Raw genomic sequence first — 20,401 nt, 5'->3', positions numbered from 1 at the left:
GGGAGGCAGCGAAGTCTGGCTTCGCTGACTCGTTCGATCGATCGGAGCGCGGCGCGTCAGGCGGCGGATCGTCTGATTGGTGTCTGATCGCGTTCGAGTGCCTCTTGGCAGGACGCGCAGCGTTGGGCGTTGGGGACGTGCCGGCGGCGGCTTTCGGGGATCGGTTCTCCGCACAGGATGCAGGATTCTCGGCCGAATCCGCTGTTGGCGTGACGTTGGATGGCGTTGACTCTCAGTTCGATCTCGCGCTCCGTGTGGGCTTGGGCCATATCGAGCACATCGGCGAATTTTTCCATGCTGTTCGGACCTTTGCTTGTAGGTTCGAATCCTAAGTATGTGCCTGCTCGATGATCTTGGGATGAGCGTTTGATGGCGATGGCATGACGGTGGTCGGCCGCTGTTCGCACCTTACCCATGGCAATGGTCAGTCGCCTCTTACACGTGACACAATTGGCTATTGACGGCAGGTGGTGCGGAACATGCTCGGAATCCTTGATCGATATGTCCTTCGCGAGGTGACGAAGGTCTTTCTTTCCATCATCTCGGTGCTGGTGCTCATCGTCGCCAGCATGTTGTTCCTGCGCATCCTGGAGCAGGTGAATGTCGGAGGGTTGGGCGTGGATGCGGTCTTCAGCTATCTACGTTTTGAACTTGTCCGCGATATTCCCAGCCTTTTGCCTCCCGCCTTTTTTCTCGCCGTTCTGATTGCGCTCAATCGGCTGTCGCGCGATAGCGAGTTGATTGCGATGAATGCCGGTGGTTCCGGTCCGCCACGCCTCTACCGGACGCTCTTGATTCTTGCGCTTCCGGTCGCCGTGCTGACCGCGTGGTTTTCGCTGGTTTTGCATCCCTGGGCCTCCAACGGTATCCATCAGATACGGCTTCAGCAGAAGGAGCAGGCGGCTCAGATTGCCGGGCTGCAAGCCGGACGCTTCTATGTCGAGGAAGAGGGGCAGGTCGTGCTCTACATCGGCGAAATCGACCGGCGTAAATCTCTCAGCGACGTTTTCATTCTGGATCGCCGGGGCGATCGCTCGCGGTTGGTCGTCAGCGATGGAGGTCAGCATCGCATCGACGATGCGACTGGAGACCATCTGGTCTCCTTGACCCATGGTCATCGCTTCGACGGAAATCTCGGTTCGGGTGCGTTCCTCGTCGCCGATTTCGATGACTATCTCGTTCGGGTTCCGGGCACGGATACGCGGCGTCGGCCGATTTCGAAGCGTTCGACCACGCCCACTCGGGAGTTGATCGGCTCGTCCGAGCTGGGGGATCGGGTTGAGTTGGAGCATCGCATCGCCGCACCGCTGGCCATCTTCACGCTGGTCGTCATGGCCATTCCTCTGGTGGATATCTCGCCGCGCCAGCGCACCTCGGGACGGCTCATGATGGCCTTCCTGGCGTACTTCTGCTTCTTCAATCTACAGCGTATGGCCGAGAGTTGGCTGGAGTCGGGGACGACGCCACTTTGGCTTGGCAGCCTCTGGTATCAGTTCCTGATCCTGGCGCTCGTCTATTTGTGGCTCTTGCCAGAGACCTTCTGGATCAAGCGGGTGAAGCACCGGCTATCGACCGCGCGTGTGGGAGAAAAGCCGGTCTGATAGGAGAGGGGATGATGGAGGCGGCGCGACCGACGCTTGCATTGTGCGCGGGTCGGATCGGAGCACGCCCCATCCAATCGGGGTAAAACGGGAATCGAGGCGGTTTATTCGGCCTCGCTCGCCTCGGTTTCCGGCTCTGGCGCGGCCTTGGGTTCGGGCAGGGTGATCAGCTTCTCGTCGACCAGGATCTGCTGCTTCGCCTCACCGCTGATCCATTGCTTGTTCTTGTCCTTGACCGCGTAACGGCCGGACTTCTTTTGAAACAGGGTGTATTCGGCGGTTTTCTTGATTTGCTGCATCTTGGATTCTCGTTGCGAAATCGGTGGTTGATGGGGGAGGGCTGTGTCAACGACCCTAGCGGCGCTTGGTGTCGTCGCGGTGCTCGTAAACAGTTCCTGAGTCGCGCTCGATCTGTACCCTGAACTGGGCGAACAGGGCGGCCATGGCGCCGATCGCGGCGAGCATGGGCGTCAAGAGGGTCAGCACCCCCGCGATCCCCACGCCTGCGGTCAGCGGGATGTCGACCAGCACCTTACCGCTCGGGCGGTGGATGATGAGGCGGCGAACGTTTCCCTGTTGAACTAGCTCCTTGACCTTGTCCAGAAGGGCGGAACCCGTCACCGTAATTTCCTCGTGCAAAGGACGTCCGTAGTCATCTCGCATTCTCGTTACCTCTCGCGTGGCGACCGGATAAAGCGAACTCGACCAAGCCCATAACTTTAACCGCTTTCGTCGCATCCCGTCACCGGGCTGTTTCGGCGTCGATGTGGTGCGGGTGGGGTCGGTGGAAACCCTGAGCGGTCTCCTGGTGCGGTCCGTCCGGTCTGGTGTGTGCTTGGCGATTAGTGGGATGGCGGATTGAATGTGCCGTCGAGATAGACCCAGCGTCCCTGATATCGGACGAAACGGCTGCGCTCATGCAGGCGGTAGGCGCGACCGCCGATCTTGTAGCGGGCGACGAACTCGACCGTGGCCGTCTCGTCGTCCGGGCCGTCGGCCTCGGTCGCGAGGATCTTGAGTCCGATCCATGTCGCGGATGGATCCGGCGTCAAATCGCTTGGGCAGGTGTCCGGATGCCAACTATGACGCAGATAGTCGATCGCGTTACGCGTAAAGGCGCTGTAGCGTGAGCGCATCAGGGCCTCGGCGGTGGGTGCCTGCGCTTCGCCAGCGATATAGGGTCGGCAGCACGCGGCGTAAGGGCGTCCCGAGTCGCAGGGGCAGTTGGTTGGCATCGGCGTCTCTCCTGTAGATCAGGCGGACCAGAGTGGTCCTTCCTGCATGGCCGCGATCTGTTCCCGGAGCTGTAGAACCTGGTCCTGCCAGTAGTGCTGGGTGCCGAACCAGGTGAAGGCGGCGGGGAACGCCGGATCTTGCCAGCGGCGGGCCAGCCAGGCTGAGTGGTGGATGAGTCGCAGCGTTCGCAGTGCCTCGATCAGGTGCAGCTCACGGTGGTCGAACTCGCAGAAGTCCTCGTATCCGGCCAGGACGTCGGCGAGTTGGCGGCTCATCTCCTGGCGATCTCCGGAGAGGAGCATCCAGAGATCCTGAACGGCTGGCCCCATGCGGGCGTCGTCGAAGTCGACGAAATGGGGGCCGGCATCGGTCCAGAGCAGATTTCCGAGGTGACAGTCTCCATGTAGACGGATGAGCGCGGGCGATCCGGCACGCTCATAGCAGTGGGCGACACCTTCCAATGCCTGATCGACCACGCTGCTGTAAGCTGGTAGCAGGTCGGCCGGAATCCAGTCGTGGTCGAGCAGGAAATCGCGCGGCTCGGTGCCGAAGCGCGCGATGTCGAGGGTCGGTCGATGGGCGAATGGACTGACGGCTCCAACGGCATGGATGCGGCCGATGAGGCGCCCGATCCATTCCAGGACCTTGGAATCTTCCAGCTCAGGGTGGCGGCCGCCTCGACGCTCGGTCAGCGAGAAGCGGTGCCCTTCGAAGTGGTGCAGCGTTCGGCCGTCGATGACGGATGGCGCAACGGCGGGGATCTCGTGCTCGGCCAGGGTTGCGGTGAATGAATGCTCTTCGAGAATGGCAGCGTCGGTCCAGCGGTCCGGGCGGTAGAATTTGGCGATGAGCGGGCCGCCGTCCTCGATGCCGACCTGATAGACCCGGTTTTCGTAACTGTTCAGGGCCAACTGGCGTCCGTCGGTTATGAGGCCGAGGCTCTCGACTGCGTCGAGGACGCGGTCTGGTGTGAGGTCGGCGTAAGGGGTCGGATTGGGTGTGGTCATGGGGCGATTCTAGCTGAGCCGACTCCGGCATGTATCATGACACGTTGTTAATGGATGGCTCGATCGCGCCGAGTGGGCGAGCTTTCAGACGTCTTCCCCGTCCGCAATCCGCTATCATGAAGCTTTGTCACCGACATGTGTTGATCTTGATGTGTCCTCTGCCGATGACTGTGCGTTTCGTGCCTCACGCTGCATTTCGATCATGCTCGGCCGTCGCCCGCTCGGGGCGGCTGTGGTTGTCTCTCATCTGTCTGTTGCCATGGCTGTTCGGCTGTAGCAGCCTACAAACGGCTGCGAATGCAGACCGGGGTGATCGTGCCGACGGTTCGGTGCAGGCGCCGCCCGAACCCAATTGGCGCCAAACGCCGGATGGTTCCGAGGCGCGCTTGAAGGTCGGTCGTTCGGTCGCGGGAATGTCGCTTCCCGACTCATTCGTTTACAGCCTGGATCCCGTCGCCTTGCGCAAGGAGGTCGTTGAGGTTTGCGTCAAACGGGGTGGGGAGCGGAATTTCTTGCGTTCGCTCGTGGCCGATCTCTACTTCTCCGGGGTTGATCCAGCTGCGGCGACCGAGGCACTTTTGCTCGGGGACTGTGGAAAGGACGCCGAGATCCTGGAGGAGATGGCCGCTCAAGGCGGAGCGGACAGTCGGGATGCGATTGCTCAGCGCGCCGTTTCCGTCTTGGGGATGCCGGCCAGGCGCCAGGTCGAGCGCGCATTGGCCGCCGGTCGCGAGCGTCAGGTGAATCTGGTCGAGGCGGAAGCGGGTCTGGATGGGGGTGGGCTACCGGCCTACGGGATGTTCTATTTTCCCTCGACCGGTGAAGGGCGGAGATTGGACGCCTCTGTCGCGCTCAATCGGCTGTTCGAAGAGGCTGTGCCGGGGTACGGCATCTATACCTTCGTACTTGTCGGTAAGGGGTTTTCGCAGTTGACTGGCGTGGACGCCGCCCGTTATCGCGAACTCTTTCGGGTGATCGAGACCTATGTGGCGACGACTCCGGAAGAACTCGACGTCCCGAGTGCCGAGTCCCATGCCTTCCTGGTTCCCGTCGATCCAAGGAGCGACGGTCCAGATCTGGTCGATCTGATTTCCCCCGAGCTGTCCGATTTTATGCGTGGCCAACTGCGCCGTGAATTGCGCCGCGATGGCCAGAAGACCTTGGCCGCGCGTCTCGATACGGAGAGCGGGCCCTTCCTGGTCGCCACGCTGGAGCCCGGTTTGCTTCCCTCGTCTCCCCGTGCCCCGAGGTTGGTCGCCGATCTCTCGGGAGTCGGGCCCGAGTATCTCTACGCCGTCGTGGATGCCTATGATCGTCCCATTCCGATTGAGTTCAGTGGTAGCGCCAAGAGTCTGGCCTTGATTCGGGAGCGTCTGTTGCGTCTGCCGATCAAGACGGACGCCAAGGATGACGACAAGCCGACGCCAGGGGAGCGTTGGATTATCATGCTGGGTCATTTCGCTGGTGCGCCGGATCCGCTTCGGGCCGGACGCGTTGCCTGCACCCTCTTCCATTCGATCGAGCGACACAAGGCCTGAGGAGGCGGTCCAACCTAGTCATGAACATCATTCCATTTGGTATCGGCAGTCTGATTCGTTTTCTCAGCGGGATCTTTTTGTTGCAGGGCCTGACTGTGCTCCTCGTCTATACCGCCCTCAATACGGACTGGAAGACGACGTGGCCATTGTTCACCCTGATCGCGGCGGCGATCGGATTCGTGGTGGCGCTTTGGTTCAATACCATCGTCTACGCCGATCGTAACCGAGCCGTATCACGCGCGAGCGAGCGCTTCTCCAAGGAGCGCGAAAAGATCCGGGTCAAGGCCGAGCAGCAGCGGGCGAAGGCGAGCCTGACCAGTGAGCGGGCGGCCTCGAAGGCGCGCAAGCGCAGCTCGGTGGGCATGAGTCTCAAGACCGGGGTCGTGGTGGGCGGTGCCGTTGGTGTTGGGGTAGCCATGATGATGGCCCAATTCATGACGCTTGGCCTGGTGACCCTAACGGCGGCGGGTGGCGCCGCGCTCGGCTATGCGGTGCGGACGCGTCAGGAAAAGGTCATCAACTCCAAACGGCTTGCTGCGGAAGATCGCGTATTCAAGACGCTCGATGCTGAGCCGGCCAGAACCGTCTTGCCTCAGCGCAAATCGAAGGATACCGAAGACCCGGCATGATCGGTCTTGGTGGTTGGTGCCTGCCTCGGTCGCGTCTTGCGTGAAGCAGACGCTCGGTCTACGAAGCTTTCAGCATTCGGGTGGCGATCCAGCCGATCGCCTAATGTACTGGGCATCTTGCGCTATTCCCTGCTCTGAACCTGATTGCGTCCGGCCTCCTTGGCGTCGAGTAAGGCAAAGTCCGCGCGGCGGATCAGACCATCCAAATCCTCTCCTCCGTGACTGATGGCCACCCCGAAACTTGCGGTGACCTGGCCGGCTGGTGCGATCTCCTCCCCCGCGATCGATCGACGCAAACGGTCGGCCAAATGGATGGCGCCTTCTTGGGGCGTCTCGGGCGATAGAATGATGAATTCTTCCCCGCCCCAGCGGGCGAAGAGGTCGACCTCGCGAAGCCCGTGCCGGATGCGCTCGGTCACCTCGACCAGAACGCGGTCGCCGATGTCGTGGCCGAATGCATCGTTGATCCGTTTGAATTTATCAATGTCCAGCAGGATCACGCCGAAGCCGGACTGATGGTAGCGGTCGGCGCGTGCACGGTAGTGCTCCGCGTAGCTGGTGAAGCTGCGGCGATTCAGGATTCCGGTGAGGGGATCGGTGGTGGCGAGCCGTTCGAGCTCGCGGTTTTTCATTTCGAGCTGCTGTCGAAAGGCGTTGTGGCGCAGGTGGATAGCGACCCGCGCCAGGACCTCAGCGGCCTGAAAGGGTTTGGTGACATAGTCCACCGCACCGGACGAGAAGGCTCGGACCTTGTCTCCTGCGTCATTCAGTGCGCTGATGAAAATGATCGGGATATCCTTGGTGTCAGGATTCTGCTTGAGTCGATCGCAGATTTCGAAGCCGTCAATGTCTGGCAGCCGGATGTCGAGCAGGATGAGATCGGGTGGGGAGGTGACGGCGGAGGTAAGGCCCATTCGACCGGTCGGCTGGCGGCGAACCCGATAATCGGCACCTTCGAGGATGCGGCCGAGCAGGTTGAGGTTTTCCGGTGCGTCATCCACGATCAGGATGGTGGCCGCCGTTGTGGGTTCTTCCAGAATCGTTGTCATCGTCGAGCCAGCTCAGAATCCTTTGATATTGGTAGTCGGCGGCCCATTCTCGGAGCATGGCGGCAACGGCCGGGTAGTTCGGTTCGATGTTGCCGAGAGCAGCCTCGATACGTTTCGCATCACCGAGAATCAGTGGCTCAGTCAACAGTGAGTGTAGGTCCTTCGGCAGGGTTAGGGGCGATCCTGATTGTGCGTTGCATTTTTCCGAGTTGTTGTCCTGCTTCTTGAACTTCAAGTCCAGGTGCTGTTCAAGTAGCGATTGGACGTCGCGGTTGCGGTAGGGCTTGCTCATAAAGCCGTCGAAGTCGGCGGACAGGATCTGTTCTCGCTCGGCGCTTAGGGAACTCGCGGTGATCGCAACGATCCTGCATGTTTTTCCTCCAGGCAGTGCGCGGATGCGGCGGGTTGCCTCCAGCCCATCCATGACCGGCATGCGGATATCCATCAGCACCAGATCGGGATGCCATTGCCTGAATGCCTCGACACCCTCGGCGCCATTGGTGGCCGTTCGCAGATCGAGACCCGTGGTCTTCAGCAGTGTCTCCAAAAGCAATCGGTTGTTGGCGTTGTCCTCGACATTGAGGATGCGGTACGCGGGCTGATTCGGTTCGGGCTGCGCCATGGGAAGAAATTCGGCCTGGGTCGAGAGGGGGGCCTGCTTGGCGATGTCGAGCGGTAGCTGTAAAGAGAAGCGGGAGCCTTTACCGACGGCGCTTTCGACCTTGATGCTCCCGCCAAGCAGGGTGGCGAATCGGTTGCTGATGGCGAGTCCGAGTCCGGTTCCCTCTCGCTCGCTGGTATCGATCTGCACGAAGGGTTCGAAAATGGACGCGAGCCGATCGGGAGGGATGCCGCTGCCGCTGTCCTCGATCTCGCAGAGCAGCGTCGGAGGACCCGATTCCGAGTGCTCGACAGCGATTGTTGCCCGAACTTGGCCGTGATCGGTGAACTTGATTGCGTTTCCCAGAAGATTGATCAGGATCTGTCGCAGCTTTGCGGCATCGGTTTGAATCACCCTTGGGACTTCGGCTGCGCGCTCGAGCCGAAAGTCGAGTCCTTTCTGATCGGCCTTCAGGGCGAACATGGAGGTCACGTCGTCCAGCAATTGCCAGAGGTCGACTCGGGTGACCTGGGTTTCGAACTGTCCCGCTTCGATCTTGGACATATCCAGTATGTCGTTGATCATGTCGAGTAGATGGCTGCCGCTGCGATTGATGGTGCGCAGATAATCGAGTTGCTCGTTCGGGGTACTCGGCATGTGGGCGATGAGTTCCGAGAAGCCCAGGATGGCGTTCAGGGGCGTTCGCAGCTCGTGGGACATATGGGCGAGGAAGAGGCTTTTCGCGCGGTTGGCGGCCTCGGCGCGCTGTTTCTTGCCGACCTCCTCGCGAAAGATGTTGGCGGCCTTGGCCATGGCGCCGATCTCATCGGTACGATCGCCATAGGGAATCTCGGCATCCATCTGCCCCTCGGAGAGTCGGGTGAGGGTATCGCTCATGAGGATCAGTGGCCGCGTGATTCCTCGGGCAATACGCCAGGAGAGCACGGCGGTCAGCAGAATGGTCAATCCGGAGAGACCGAGGGTGATGTTGCGGGCCGTGCGGATATCCTGGTCCGTCTTGCGACGCAGCTCCGACTTTTGGGCCAGCGTCAGGTCCTTTAGGGTGTCGGCCAGTCGGTCGAGCTCGGCGGCCTCTCCGGCCATGACGACATAGATGAGGAAGAGGTAGGCGCGCGTCGATCGCACCATGCCGAAGAAGGCGGTGCGATATTGCTCCCCGAGACTGCTCAGTTCCTCGATCGATTGGGTTTGCCCCGAATCCCGGAGGATCTGCGCAATCTGCTTCAGGTGGGCCTCGAAGGCGTTCAGGTGGGCGAGCGCCGATTGCATCAACAACGAGTCGGGGCTTTTCTGGAAGGCGAGTGCATCCTGGTGGGCGAGCAGCAGTTCCTCCAGCCCGACCGATAGCACGGTGCCGATCGCCGGATCTCCGCGTGTCGGTGTCTCTCGGAGTCTTTGGATCAGGGTGACGGCCCGCGCGTTCAGCGGAGTGAGTCCTTCGTCGGTCCAGCGATCATGCCGTTTGCGCTCCTCGACCGCACGCTCGAAATTGTGCGCATAGAGTTCGAAGAGCTCAAGCATGCGCGTCAGGAGCTGACGCTGCTTTGGATTGTCTAGGGTGTTGTTGACCTCTTCCATCCGTTGGCGCAGTTCGATCACCAGGCTCCGTACCCGGATCACGATCCCCGAATAGCCCGAGTAGGTGAAGGCGAGGACCCGTCGTTGTAGATCCGTCATGCGCAGCTCGATATCGAGAATCTTGTCGGTTTGGGAGGTCAGCCATTCGGAGCGTCGGAATTGTTCGTTCGAGTGCTCTAATCGCATGTGGTCGATGAGCGTGACGGCGATCAATGCGATTACGACCAAACCGAAGCCGAGCCCTATCCGGGGTCCGATGGACAGATTGGCGAGCGGGCCAGCGAAAGGGTGGCGAGTTTCGTCCGTCATGCGAGCAGCAGCTCATACCAGCGCGGCAGGCTGTATTCGTAGGTGTTCATCACCGTGTTCCAAACCGCGACGTTGCTGAAGCGCTGCCAATAGGAGCCGCCGTTGCGCAGGCTGCCGGCGCGCACGGCGATCTCTCCGTTCGGGCCAGGAAGATCGGTTGCCGCCGGCTTGCCGTCGTACCAGTAGTCCCATTCGTTTTGGGTGAGTTGCGCGCGGGCCGGCTCGGGAACCGAGATGTAATAGCCCATGCGCGCGACGAAGGCCCCGGGCCAGCCGGATAGCCACCAGTTCATGTAATCGTAGGCGGCGTCGAGTGCGCGTCCCTGGCAGCGCGATGATAGGCACATGACGCCGTGCCAGGCCCTATAGCCCTCGCGGGGTGCGGCATAGACGGCTGGAATCCCGGATTCCTTGAGGTCCGTGATGGCGGGGGAGAACATGCTGGCGATGGCGGCGCGTCCGCTGCGCATCATCTCGATCGACTCGGGGACCTCGCTCCAGAAGCCGCTGAAATGGCCCGCGAGCTTCAAGGCAATCAGGATCTCGAACAGCCGATCGATTTCGCCCTTGGTGAGTTCGCCGATGTCTTCGAACTCGATGAGACCGCTTGCCTGTGCGGCAAGCGCCATATCGAACAGACCGATCGTCGGATCGTTGACAAGGGCGACGCGCCCGCGCCACCGAGGATTCAGCATCCAGCTCCAACTTTCGGTTTCGTAGGGAATGCCGGTTGGTACGATGCGCGTGTCGTAGCCGAAGGCATCGACGTTATGCACATAGGGAAGAAAGCTGATGCGCCCTGTTGGATCCAGGCCGAGTGTTCCGTTCGGTTGGACGTTGATCAGCTTGCAGGGTGCGTCGCCGCGCCCAATCGGGGCATTGGGCGTCAGTCTGCCGGTCTTGGCGAGATCGCTGGCCGCATCCCAGAGGGCGATGCGTCGCGTCTCGATCGCCTGGATGCTCTGGGCTCGCCAGAGGATCTTGATACTGTTCGACCATTGCTCGTAGACATCGAAACAGTCCGGATCGGACGATGCCTGATACAGAATTTCGGCATTGCCCCCAGGCATGAAGACCAGGTCGATGCCGAGATCCTGTTCCGCCTGACGTCTGATCGCCTCGCGTAGCGTGACGTGCGTTCCGAGCACACGCAGCTTGACCCGCCCTTTGGTGTGAATGAAGGGGGCGCCAATGGCTTGGATCGGTTCGAGCGCCAATCCCGCCATCGCCTGGCAGACGGCTCTGCGTCGAGACGAGATCGGGCGCGTCTTTGTGGAATCGCCTGCCGGGGGTTGCCGCATCGGGTCGTTCCTCGATGACCGGTATAGCCGCGCGAGAAGCGCGCGCTTTAGCAGGTAAATCTAGACGTAAAATCGCCAGCGCTTGCCAAAATGAAGCGAATTCGGTCAGTGCGAGGATGTGAGCTTGAGTCCGGCGATGCCGGCGATGATGAGTCCGACGAAGAAAAAGCGGGCGAGCGTCGCTGGTTCTGCAAAAAGCAGGATGCCGAGACTAAAGGCCCCCACGGCGCCGATGCCGGTCCAGACGGCATAGGCGGTTCCCATGGGAATGGTTTTTTGGGCGAGCAGTAGGAAGGCCCCACTCGCCGTCATGCAGAGAATGGCGAAGAGTATCCAGCTCCATCTGAGGCCGGTCGGCGAGAGTCCATATTTCAGGCCGACGGGCCAACCCCATTCGCAGGCACCAGCGATCGCAAGATAGATCCAGGCCAGTGAGTTGGCCGAGGGGCTCACTCCTTGCTGGTCTCGTCATCCGCTTTCGCGGTCGTGTCGGTGGTCGCAGGCTCGACGGATTCCTGGCTCTCCGGCTTGGGTGCGAACTCGCAGGTTCGAGCGCACTCGTTGTATTGGGTTTCGCAGATGCCCATGTCCGCTCCCAGGCAGGTTACGGGTTCTAGGCAGCGGCCGTATGAGGTGCCTTGGCAAGCATCGGACGTCACTGCTGGGCTCAGGACGTGCGTTTCGCATTCCTGCTCGCGTAGGTTTTGACGCGCCTCACATTGGTTTTGCGCCAGTTCGCAACGCTCGATGCAGTCGGAAGCGGCGTCCTTGACGGTGGGCGTGGAGGGTTGGCTCTGACAGCCGGTGATCGCGATCAGGGCCAATGCTGCGGAGAACCCGAGCACTTTGGCGTACATTGGTTGGGTGCGGTTCGGATGGGTCGACGATGGCATTGGGGAATCTCCTAGAGAAATAGCCGGCACTCTACCACAGGTCTGGCCGAGGCTCGGGGATGGGCCAGGTTGCGATTTCGACCGGAGATCTCCTCCTGGTCGTGGCGCCGAGATGGGGTCCGGTCCGTCGATCCGTTCGGGCCTTTCGAGCTTGATTCCGGCGCGATGGGCGCGTCACTTTTTGAGCAGTCGTTCGAAGTCGGAATATAATCGGGCGGTGATCTCAATGCGTCGGCAATCGATCTTTTCCGTTCGGGGCGAAATCCCCATGTGGGCTAGACCCGCTTTTCGAGGGGAAAGGTACGAGCGCGGGGAGTTGAATCGAATCCTCATGGGCGTATATTAAAAACCTAGCAATACAGTCAAGATATGGAGCCAGGAGCGATGACCTCAGCCCGAGCCGTCGATGACATCGTCAAGTCGGAATACGAACACGGGTTCTCGACCGAGATCGAGTCAGATACCTTGCCGCCCGGTTTGAACGAGGATGTCGTGCGCGCCATTTCGTTACGCAAAGGCGAGCCCGAGTTCATGACCGAGTGGCGTCTGAAGGCGTATCGTCACTGGCTTACCATGCGTGAGCCCGAGTGGGCGATGGTGAATTATCCGAAGATCGATTTTCAGTCGATCTCCTATTTCTCGGCGCCGAAGCGTCCCGAGGACGGGCCTCAGAGCCTCGACGAGGTCGATCCGCTCCTGCTCGAAACCTACGAGAAGCTCGGCATTCCGATCGAGGAGCAGAAGGCGCTCGCCGGCATTGCCGTCGACGCCGTGTTCGACAGCGTGTCGATCGCGACCACCTTCCGCAAGACCCTGTCCGAGGCGGGTGTCATCTTTTGCTCCATCTCCGAGGCGGTCCACGAATACCCGGATCTGGTAAAGCCCTATCTGGGCTCGGTGGTGCCCCATACGGACAACTATTACGCCTGTCTCAACGCCGCCGTCTTCAGCGACGGGACCTTCGTCTATATCCCCAAGGGTGTGCGTTGCCCCATGGAGCTGAGCACCTATTTTCGTATCAACGCCCGCAATACCGGTCAGTTCGAACGCACCCTGATCGTGGCCGAGGCCGGCAGCTACGTCAGTTATCTCGAAGGGTGCACCGCACCGCAGCGCGACGAGAACCAGCTCCATGCTGCGGTGGTCGAACTGATCGCGATGGACGATGCCGAGATCAAATATTCCACGGTTCAGAACTGGTATCCCGGCGATGCGCAGGGTAAGGGCGGCATCTACAACTTCGTCACCAAGCGTGGCGACTGCCGTGGCGCACGCTCCAAGATCTCCTGGACCCAGGTCGAGACCGGCTCGGCCATCACCTGGAAGTATCCGAGCTGTCTGCTGCGCGGCGACGATTCGGTCGGCGAGTTCTATTCGGTCGCCGTGACCAAGGGGCGCCAGCAGGCCGACACCGGGACCAAGATGATCCACATCGGCAAGAACACCAGTTCGACCATCGTGTCCAAGGGGATCTCGGCCGGCGAAGGTCAGCAGACCTACCGGGGTCTGGTGCGCATCAGCCAGCGCGCCGAGAACGCGCGCAACCATACACAATGCGATTCGCTGCTGATCGGGGACCGCTGCAGCGCCAACACGGTGCCCTACATCGAGGTCAAGCATCCCTCGGCCAAGATGGAGCACGAGGCGACCACCTCCAAGATCAGCGAGGATCAGCTTTTCTATTGCCGCTCACGCGGCCTCACCGAGGAAGACGCCGTCTCCATGATCGTGAATGGCTTCTGTAAGGAGGTCTTCAACGAACTGCCGATGGAGTTTGCGGTCGAGGCCCAGAAGCTTTTGAGCATCAGTCTCGAAGGCGCGGTCGGTTAAACGAACATTTGGAGTGGACGATGCTGTCTGTCAAAGGCCTCAAGGCCAACGTGGGTGATAAAGAAATCCTGAAGGGGCTGGACCTGGAGATCGCCCCTGGCGAGGTGCATGCCATCATGGGGCCTAACGGTGCCGGCAAGAGCACCCTGTCTCACGTGCTGTCCGGTCGCGAGGGCTACGAGGTGACCGCCGGTTCGGCGACCTTCCTGGGCCAGGATCTTCTGGCGCTGGCGCCGGAGGAACGCGCGCAGATCGGTCTCTTTCTCGCCTTCCAGTATCCGGTCGAACTGCCTGGCGTCAACAACACCTATTTCCTCAAGGCGGCGCTCAACAGCCTCCGCAAGGCGCGCGGCGAGCCCGAGCTGGACGCGGTGTCCTTCCTGCGTCTGATCAAGGAAAAGCTCAAGATCCTGGATCTGGACGACGCCTTGCTGAAACGTGCGGTCAACGCCGGTTTCTCGGGTGGCGAGAAGAAGCGCAACGAGATCTTCCAGATGGCCCTGTTGGAGCCCAGGCTGGCCATCCTCGACGAGACCGATTCGGGTCTCGACATCGACGCGTTGCGCGTGGTCGCCGATGGCGTCAATGCATTGCGCAGCCCCGAGCGGTCCATGATCGTCGTCACGCACTATCAGCGTCTGCTCGACTACATCCAGCCCGATTATGTCCACGTCCTGGCCAAGGGGCGGATCATCCGCTCCGGTGGCAAGGAGCTGGCGCTCGAACTCGAAGAAAAGGGCTATGGCTGGATCGACTCGGAGGGGCAAGCGGCATGAGCGACGAGGCGTTCACTGGCTTCGCGGGTTGGTTGGCCGAGCCGAGCGATCCTCCGGTTGAGGGGCGTCCGGATTGGCTTGAGGCCCAGTGCTCGCTCGCTCGCGAGCGGCTGGCTGGGCTCGACGTTCCCAACTCCAAGACCGAATCCTGGCGCTATACCAGTCTCAAGGGGCTGATGGAACAGGACTTCGCCCGAGCCGGCGAGAACATGACCGCCTTGCAGTCGGACGACCTGGAGGAGGTCTTGATTCCGGGGTTGGATGCCTATCGCATCCTGTTGGTCAACGGTCGCTATCTGCCCGAGCTGTCGGCGCACGAAGATCTGCCGTCCGGGGTGCGCGTTGCTGGACTGCGCGACCTGATCGCCAATGAGCCCGATCTCCTGCGCACACATTTGAATGCCGTGGCGCCGCCCGATTCTCAGCCATTGTTCGCGGCCCTCAATACGGCGGGGATGGATGACGGGCTTGTCCTCTTCGTCGCGCGTGGCGTGGTCTTGGAACGTCCGATCGAGCTGATCCATCTGTCGGTTGGACTCGACGAGCCTCGCGTGGCGCAGCCGCGTCATCTGGTGGTGTTGGAGGATGGGGCTCAGGCGACGCTGGTCGAGCGTTATGTCAGCCTCGGCGATTCGATCTACTGCACCAATTCGGTCCTCGAACTGGCGTTGGGACGCGATGCGCTGCTCAAGCACGACCGCATCCAGATGGAGAGTCCGAATGCCTTTCATATCACCGGGCTCTATCTGACCCAGTCCGCCAACAGCCACTATCAGGGGGTCAACATCGGGCTGGGCGCCAGTTGGTCGCGGACCGATCTGAATTGCCGTTTTCAGGGCGAGCATGCCGAATGCGACCTCCAGGGGCTCTATCTCGCGGGCGATCGCCAGCTGATGGACTATCACCTGGATGTCCTGCACTCCTTGCCCAACTGCAGCAGCCGCGAGACCTTCAAGGGGATTCTTTACGGTCGCGGTCGGGCGGTTTTCGATGGACGTGTCTTCGTCGCGCCACAGGCGCAGAAGACGGATGCGGCCATGTCCAATCGCAACCTATTGCTCTCCGAGCAGTCCGAAGTGGATACCAAGCCGCAGCTCGAAATCAGCGCCGACGACGTCAAGTGCAGCCACGGGACGACGGTTGGGCAGATCGAGCCCGAGATGCTCTTCTATCTGCGTTCGCGCGGTATCGGCGCATCCTTGGCGAGACGCATGCTGTGTCTTGGTTTCGCCGACGAGGTCGTCCAGCGGTTGAGTTCGGATGCCTTGCGCGACCATGTGTCGGAGCAGGTTGGCCAGCGGCTCGAATCTGCCCCGATGGATTGATCCATGCGCATCGAGAATATCCGGTTGCGCGGATCCGTTGAATCTTGCGCTAGGTTTACGCCATTAGCGTTGTCGAGAGGTTGAACATGAACAGATTGGCCCGTTTCGCCGGTTTCGGGCGGCATAATGATGAGGAGCCTGACGAGACAGAGCACCTGGATGTGGATCGGGATGTCGCTGTCGCGCAGGTGGATGCCGAGGCGCTGCGGGAGCCCATCATCGCGGCGTTGCGGATGGTCCACGACCCCGAGATCCCGATCAATATCTACGATCTCGGGTTGATCTACCGCATCGATATCGCTGGCGACGGCGACGTCAAGGTCGACATGACCCTGACCGCCCCAGCCTGTCCGGTGGCTGGCATGATGCCCTTGATGGTCAGGGATGCCGTCGCCCGGGTCGAGGGCGTGGGCGAGGTTCAGGTGGAGCTCGTCTGGGATCCGCCCTGGAATCAGAACAACATGAGCGACGAGGCGCGATTGCAGCTTGGTCTCATGTGAGGATATGAGTGCGTGGACCGGTATCAGGTGCGGAAGACGCAGAGTGGAACCATGAGCTCCGCCCTGGAAAGCCCGCCGTGGACGCCGATCTGCGTGTGTGGCCGCTCGCTCGGTAGGCGTTGATGGATCACGCCCTGGCCGCGTGGCAGTAGACAATAGTCGCCGATCCGGTCCGCGAATCTCGGGTGCTCGCGTCCCAACCCGAACAGCTCACTCTCCACCAGCGCTCGACTGGGCACGAGGTCGACCCGATCTCCCAGCTGCTCCTGGCAATAGGCCGTGAAGCCTGCGCCGTGACCCTCGCGCAGATAGCAGAAGGCGGCTCTGGGCTCACCGCAGAGCGGTAGCAGCAAGTGATCCTCCAGCTCGAGATGATCGGCTAGGTCCAGGATATCGGCTGGTGTGGTGTCGATCTGACCGTGATCTGCCGTCACCATCACCAGGGTGTCCGTCCCCTTGATGGCATTTAGGAATGTCTCGACCGCCTGCTCGATCTGGCCGAGGTGATCCGCCGTCTCTGTGCTCTCCATCCCGCGCTCGTGACCGAGGCTATCCAGCTTCGGCCAATACAGGTAGCAATAGGTCGAGTCCGGTTGCGTGCGCTTGCCCCAGCGGGATTTGGACCGGAGGGCCCGTGCTGCCTGGTGGAACATGTCCCGGAGATCCTGGTAGGGGAGGATCTCGGCCGATCCTGCATGCGAAAGATTGAAGTCGGAGCGGGCGATGAAATTGGGCGAGACGCAGATACCGCGCGCCTGGATGCGGTCGAAGACCGAGGTGTGGCCGAACAGTTGGATCGGATCGATTCCGGCCTGACGATAGGAAACGCCGCCATATCGGGGCGTCCCAGGCAGAACGGTCATGACGCTGCCCAGTTCGCGCAGATAGGTGAACCAGCCGGTCAGGCCGTGCTGAAGCGGGGCCTCTCCAGTGAGGAAGGTCGTGATGGCGGCGGCCGTGGTCGGCGGAAACACCGAGGTGATGGCACCGCGCAGCCCCTGGTTGAGGATTCCGCTCGGTGAGCGTCGAGCCAACCAATCGGCGCCGAGTCCATCGATGACCAGCAGGACGAGATTGGTCGGCTGGGTCAGTTCCTCGACTGGAAGCAGGTCCAGTGGTGCGTAGTCGGAATGCCCGCCGCGCGACTGGAGGATGCTGCTCATGAGGTTGACGATGCCGCCACCCCGATAGTCTGGCTTGAACAGATCTGGTTTCAGCATGCGCCTCGTCCCCCGTTTGATGCGCGCCCTGATCGATGAGGGCGGGACGTTTCGGGGCCATTCTCACGCACCTGGGTGCGTGAGAACAATGGGTGAGGCTCAGTAGAGTTCCGCGAGCTCTTCGTCCGACAACTGCATGACCTCCTGTTCTAAGAGCGCGATCGCTTCCAGCAGGGTGCGCGACACGGCGAGCAGGTTCTGCATCATGATGTCGGCTTCCTGTCGGCGCTTCTTGTCCAGTTGGCCCTTGGAGCCGAAGAGCCGCTGGAGCATCGAGCGGTCGTCTTCGCTGAAGAGGGTATTGAAGATCTTCATGTAGAGCTGATGCAACGTCTCATGCGGGACATCGATCGCCTCGTAGGCGCTCAGGCTGCTGAGTACCTGGCCTGGCCCGTAATACCATTTCCCGAACTTGCAGGTGGTGTGTACAACGGGGACATGATCCTGGTCGACCGGTAGCCCCGAGATCAGCGCCTGTGCATAGGAGCGCCACTGGATATGTGCCGTCTTGGCCGCGCGTAGCTGCGTCAGTATTTCTTTCTTCGTCATCCACTCATCCTCTTGAGTTTTTTATCTTCTTAATCCCCGTTCGGGCATTCCACCTGAGATGATCGCAGTATTGGCCCACGCAGGTTGCGAACTATTCCGCGTTTTCGGTGTGTAACGAATTGATCGAATCTGTGTGACGTCTGTCTTTCGAGCTGCTTTTCGTGGGGTTCGCGCGCTATGGTGGCTCAATCGCGGTCATGCGCGGAATGATCGATCTGGCTCGGGGGTTACGTTGATATCGGATCTGTCTTGCTCCATTTGAGATTTCGGAGCATTTCTGCGCTGCGACTGTCGAGTAATTTCAAAGGGGGTGGAATGCCGTCGAAACCCAGTACCTGTTATGAGTGCGATGCCAACTGTCCGATCGAGGTCGAGCTCGACGGTGCCGGAGAGCCGGTCGGAATCAAGGGGCCGGATTGTCCGCGCTGTTACGCTCAGATCGATCGCCGCGAGCACCCGCAACGGTTGCTGTATCCGTTGAAGCGGGTTGGACCGAAGGGGAGCGGTGCGTTCGAGCGGATTTCATGGGACGAGGCGCTCGATACCATCGCCGCGCGACTGCAGGCGATCAAGGCGGAGCATGGTGCGCCGACGGTCGCCTTCTTCGCCGGTTACACCAAGGAGGCGCGTCCCCAGCTTCAGCGTCTGGCGCATGCCTTCGGGTCGCCGAATTATCTGACCGAGAGCGGTTGCTGTTTTTCCGCCACCATGGTCGCGGAGAAGGTCACCTTCGGCTACAAGGTCAAGACCACCTCGACCGTAGTTTCCTCCAAGACGCGCTGCCATCTGGTCTGGTCGACCAATCCGCGCGGCTCCATTCCACCCTTCGACAGCCATCCGCTCGCCAATATTCGAACCGCTGCTCAGGGGCTGGATGGACCGAGTCGACGGCTGATCGTGGTCGACCCGCGCCGTACGCCGCTGGCCGAGCGGGCGGATATCCATCTGCAGATCCGACCGGGCACCGACGGCGCGCTGGCGCTCGGATTCCATCATCTGATCTTCGCCAACGGCTGGCAGGATCAGGCGTTCCTGGACGAATGGGCGAATGGCGTGGATGCCTTTCGCGACTATGTGCGCGCGTTCGATCCGGCGTGCGTGGCCGAGATCTGCGGGATCGAGGAGGCGGATCTCCGGGCGGCGGCTGAGCTGTTCGCAACCACACGTCCGGCGCAGCTCAATCTGTCGCCGACCTCGACCGTGCAGCACAGCAACGGCTTTCAGAACCACCGTGCGCTCATCCTGCTGTCGGCGGTGACCGGCAACCTGGATCGCGAAGGAGGCAACCGATTCTTCAACGACAAGGTCATGCCCAAGCCGATCGAGCTGTTCGACTATTGCCGCAATCATTTGCCGCCGCGCATCGGCGACGAGGTCTATCCGGTCTGGACACACTATTGGCCGGCCGGCCAGAGCATGCTGCTTCCCGACTGCATTCTGGAAGGCCGACCGCAGCAGGTGCGCGCCCTGGTTGCGATGGGCATCAATACCGCCATGTGGCCCAACTCCAAACGTATGGAGCGGGCACTGGGCGCGCTCGACTTCTTCGTCGCGACCGATTTCTTCCACAACCCGGCGACGCTCCAGGCGGATATCGTCCTGCCGGCGGCGACCAATCTGGAGCGCCCGGCGCTCATCGCCTATCCGGGCTGCGCCTATCAGGGCGAGCTGCGCTATCGGCGTGCGGTCGTTCCGCCCAAAGGCGAGGCGCGTCCCGACGGCGAGATCTTCCTGGATTTGGGCGTGCGGCTCGGGATGGGGGAACGCTTCTGGCAAGGCGATCTGGAGGCAGCATGGGCCGAGGCCGCCGAGGGCATCCCGGAAGAGATTCGCGAGGAGGTCTATTCCAATCCGAACGGCGTGACCGTCTACTCGGAAGCCATTGAGGAGCTGGTTGAGGAGGGGTATCTGGATGCCGAGCGGCTCTATCGTTTGCGCGGCTTTCCGACCGCGAGCGGCAAGGTGGAGTTCGACTCGGAGGAGCTGCGCGCCGCCGGTCACGCGGGTCTGCCCGTCTATCGCGAGCCAGCCGAGAGCCCCGTCTCCACCCCGGAGGTCGCGTGCGACTATCCGCTGGTTCTGACCAGTGGGGCGCGGACCAAATTCGCGACCCATTCGCAGCACCAGTATCTGGAACGGATGCGCCCCGGCATCCCCAATCCTTTGATCGAGATCCATCCCGAGGACGCCGGTACGCGCGGGATTCAGGATGGCGCCTGGGTGAGCGTGCGTTCGCCGCGTGGTGCGGTCCGTTTCGTCGCGCGAGTCACGGATCGGGTCAAGCCGGGCGTGGTCCATTGCGCCCATGGGTGGAATCACGCCAACGTCAACGAGTTGATCGACGATCGCTATCTGGATCCGATCAGCGGCTTTCCGCCCTTCAAGTCAAGCCTGTGCGAGGTGGCGTCGGTTTCGGATTCGAGCTGAGAGGAGGCCCT

General features: G+C 61.3%; 20 protein-coding genes. 8 read left to right on the top strand and 12 right to left on the bottom strand.

Annotated features, from left to right (window positions below):
* Positions 1 to 56 precede the first annotated feature (56 nt).
* Positions 57 to 296 carry a TraR/DksA C4-type zinc finger protein gene (locus THIDRDRAFT_RS10035; protein ID WP_007040727.1) on the bottom strand — a complete coding sequence of 80 codons (240 nt, stop codon included), beginning with the start codon at positions 294 to 296 and terminating at the stop codon, positions 57 to 59.
* Positions 297 to 479: 183 nt separating this feature from the next.
* On the opposite strand from THIDRDRAFT_RS10035, the gene lptF reads away from it, so the two are divergent.
* Positions 480 to 1,601, top strand: coding sequence for an LPS export ABC transporter permease LptF (gene lptF, locus THIDRDRAFT_RS10030; RefSeq protein ID WP_007040726.1), 1,122 nt, complete (start codon positions 480 to 482; stop codon positions 1,599 to 1,601).
* Between the two features lie 104 nt (positions 1,602 to 1,705).
* On the opposite strand, the gene THIDRDRAFT_RS10025 is transcribed toward lptF, so the two are convergent.
* The 4 genes from THIDRDRAFT_RS10025 to THIDRDRAFT_RS10010 all read right to left on the bottom strand — a co-directional run bounded on the left by THIDRDRAFT_RS10025 (position 1,706) and on the right by THIDRDRAFT_RS10010 (position 3,844).
* Entirely contained in the window at positions 1,706 to 1,900 is a 195-nt protein-coding gene (locus tag THIDRDRAFT_RS10025; protein WP_007040725.1) for a hypothetical protein, read from the bottom strand.
* Positions 1,901 to 1,955: 55 nt separating this feature from the next.
* Positions 1,956 to 2,264, bottom strand: a complete 309-nt coding sequence (locus tag THIDRDRAFT_RS10020; protein WP_007040724.1) for a DUF4342 domain-containing protein — start codon at positions 2,262 to 2,264, stop codon at positions 1,956 to 1,958.
* A gap of 179 nt (positions 2,265 to 2,443) precedes the next feature.
* Positions 2,444 to 2,836, bottom strand: a complete 393-nt coding sequence (locus THIDRDRAFT_RS10015) for a YchJ family protein (RefSeq protein ID WP_007040723.1) — start codon at positions 2,834 to 2,836, stop codon at positions 2,444 to 2,446.
* 18 nt (positions 2,837 to 2,854) lie between these two features.
* Positions 2,855 to 3,844 (bottom strand): serine/threonine protein kinase, encoded by a 990-nt coding sequence (locus THIDRDRAFT_RS10010; RefSeq protein ID WP_007040722.1) that lies wholly within the window; start codon positions 3,842 to 3,844, stop codon positions 2,855 to 2,857.
* Positions 3,845 to 4,080: 236 nt separating this feature from the next.
* Here THIDRDRAFT_RS10010 and THIDRDRAFT_RS10005 point away from each other — a divergent pair, with 236 nt between their 5' ends.
* Positions 4,081 to 5,382 carry a hypothetical protein gene (locus THIDRDRAFT_RS10005; protein ID WP_040844512.1) on the top strand — a complete coding sequence of 434 codons (1,302 nt, stop codon included), beginning with the start codon at positions 4,081 to 4,083 and terminating at the stop codon, positions 5,380 to 5,382.
* Positions 5,383 to 5,402: 20 nt separating this feature from the next.
* A complete protein-coding gene (locus tag THIDRDRAFT_RS10000; protein ID WP_007040720.1) occupies positions 5,403 to 6,011 on the top strand; it encodes a hypothetical protein in 609 nt (202 codons plus the stop codon).
* 122 nt (positions 6,012 to 6,133) lie between these two features.
* Here the strand turns inward: THIDRDRAFT_RS10000 and THIDRDRAFT_RS09995 are convergent, their stop codons facing one another.
* From THIDRDRAFT_RS09995 to THIDRDRAFT_RS09975, 5 genes are all read right to left on the bottom strand, one after another.
* On the bottom strand, positions 6,134 to 7,060 hold the full coding sequence (locus THIDRDRAFT_RS09995) for a diguanylate cyclase (protein ID WP_007040719.1): 927 nt from the start codon (positions 7,058 to 7,060) through the stop codon (positions 6,134 to 6,136).
* Positions 7,005 to 9,569 carry an ATP-binding protein gene (locus tag THIDRDRAFT_RS09990; RefSeq protein ID WP_007040718.1) on the bottom strand — a complete coding sequence of 855 codons (2,565 nt, stop codon included), beginning with the start codon at positions 9,567 to 9,569 and terminating at the stop codon, positions 7,005 to 7,007. Before THIDRDRAFT_RS09990 ends, THIDRDRAFT_RS09995 begins: the two co-directional genes overlap by 56 nt.
* Entirely contained in the window at positions 9,566 to 10,795 is a 1,230-nt protein-coding gene (locus THIDRDRAFT_RS09985) for an ABC transporter substrate-binding protein (RefSeq protein WP_139058696.1), read from the bottom strand. Before THIDRDRAFT_RS09985 ends, THIDRDRAFT_RS09990 begins: the two co-directional genes overlap by 4 nt.
* A gap of 180 nt (positions 10,796 to 10,975) precedes the next feature.
* Entirely contained in the window at positions 10,976 to 11,302 is a 327-nt protein-coding gene (locus tag THIDRDRAFT_RS09980) for a DMT family transporter (protein ID WP_040844534.1), read from the bottom strand.
* A gap of 17 nt (positions 11,303 to 11,319) precedes the next feature.
* Entirely contained in the window at positions 11,320 to 11,763 is a 444-nt protein-coding gene (locus THIDRDRAFT_RS09975; RefSeq protein WP_007040715.1) for a hypothetical protein, read from the bottom strand.
* Between the two features lie 384 nt (positions 11,764 to 12,147).
* Between THIDRDRAFT_RS09975 and sufB the strand changes: the two genes are divergently transcribed.
* The 4 genes from sufB to THIDRDRAFT_RS09955 all read left to right on the top strand — a co-directional run bounded on the left by sufB (position 12,148) and on the right by THIDRDRAFT_RS09955 (position 16,194).
* Positions 12,148 to 13,593: a Fe-S cluster assembly protein SufB gene (sufB, locus tag THIDRDRAFT_RS09970; protein ID WP_007040714.1), complete on the top strand. Its 1,446-nt coding sequence runs from the start codon at positions 12,148 to 12,150 to the stop codon at positions 13,591 to 13,593.
* Positions 13,594 to 13,613: 20 nt separating this feature from the next.
* A complete protein-coding gene (gene sufC, locus THIDRDRAFT_RS09965; RefSeq protein WP_007040713.1) occupies positions 13,614 to 14,369 on the top strand; it encodes a Fe-S cluster assembly ATPase SufC in 756 nt (251 codons plus the stop codon).
* Positions 14,366 to 15,694 (top strand): Fe-S cluster assembly protein SufD, encoded by a 1,329-nt coding sequence (gene sufD / locus THIDRDRAFT_RS09960; protein ID WP_007040712.1) that lies wholly within the window; start codon positions 14,366 to 14,368, stop codon positions 15,692 to 15,694. Before sufC ends, sufD begins: the two co-directional genes overlap by 4 nt.
* Positions 15,695 to 15,780: 86 nt before the next feature.
* Positions 15,781 to 16,194 (top strand): SUF system Fe-S cluster assembly protein, encoded by a 414-nt coding sequence (locus THIDRDRAFT_RS09955; protein ID WP_007040711.1) that lies wholly within the window; start codon positions 15,781 to 15,783, stop codon positions 16,192 to 16,194.
* 23 nt (positions 16,195 to 16,217) lie between these two features.
* Here THIDRDRAFT_RS09955 and THIDRDRAFT_RS09950 read toward each other — a convergent pair whose 3' ends face one another.
* Both THIDRDRAFT_RS09950 and THIDRDRAFT_RS09945 read right to left on the bottom strand, forming a co-directional pair.
* Positions 16,218 to 17,414 carry an alkaline phosphatase family protein gene (locus THIDRDRAFT_RS09950; protein ID WP_007040710.1) on the bottom strand — a complete coding sequence of 399 codons (1,197 nt, stop codon included), beginning with the start codon at positions 17,412 to 17,414 and terminating at the stop codon, positions 16,218 to 16,220.
* Positions 17,415 to 17,513: 99 nt separating this feature from the next.
* A complete protein-coding gene (locus tag THIDRDRAFT_RS09945) occupies positions 17,514 to 17,963 on the bottom strand; it encodes a CZB domain-containing protein (RefSeq protein WP_007040709.1) in 450 nt (149 codons plus the stop codon).
* Between the two features lie 315 nt (positions 17,964 to 18,278).
* On the opposite strand from THIDRDRAFT_RS09945, the gene THIDRDRAFT_RS09940 reads away from it, so the two are divergent.
* On the top strand, positions 18,279 to 20,390 hold the full coding sequence (locus tag THIDRDRAFT_RS09940; RefSeq protein ID WP_007040708.1) for a molybdopterin-containing oxidoreductase family protein: 2,112 nt from the start codon (positions 18,279 to 18,281) through the stop codon (positions 20,388 to 20,390).
* Positions 20,391 to 20,401: the final 11 nt, after the last annotated feature.

It is taken from the genome of Thiorhodococcus drewsii AZ1 (assembly GCF_000224065.1).
GTDB lineage: Bacteria > Pseudomonadota > Gammaproteobacteria > Chromatiales > Chromatiaceae > Imhoffiella > Imhoffiella drewsii.
This window is presented reverse-complemented; position numbering and strand designations above follow the sequence as displayed.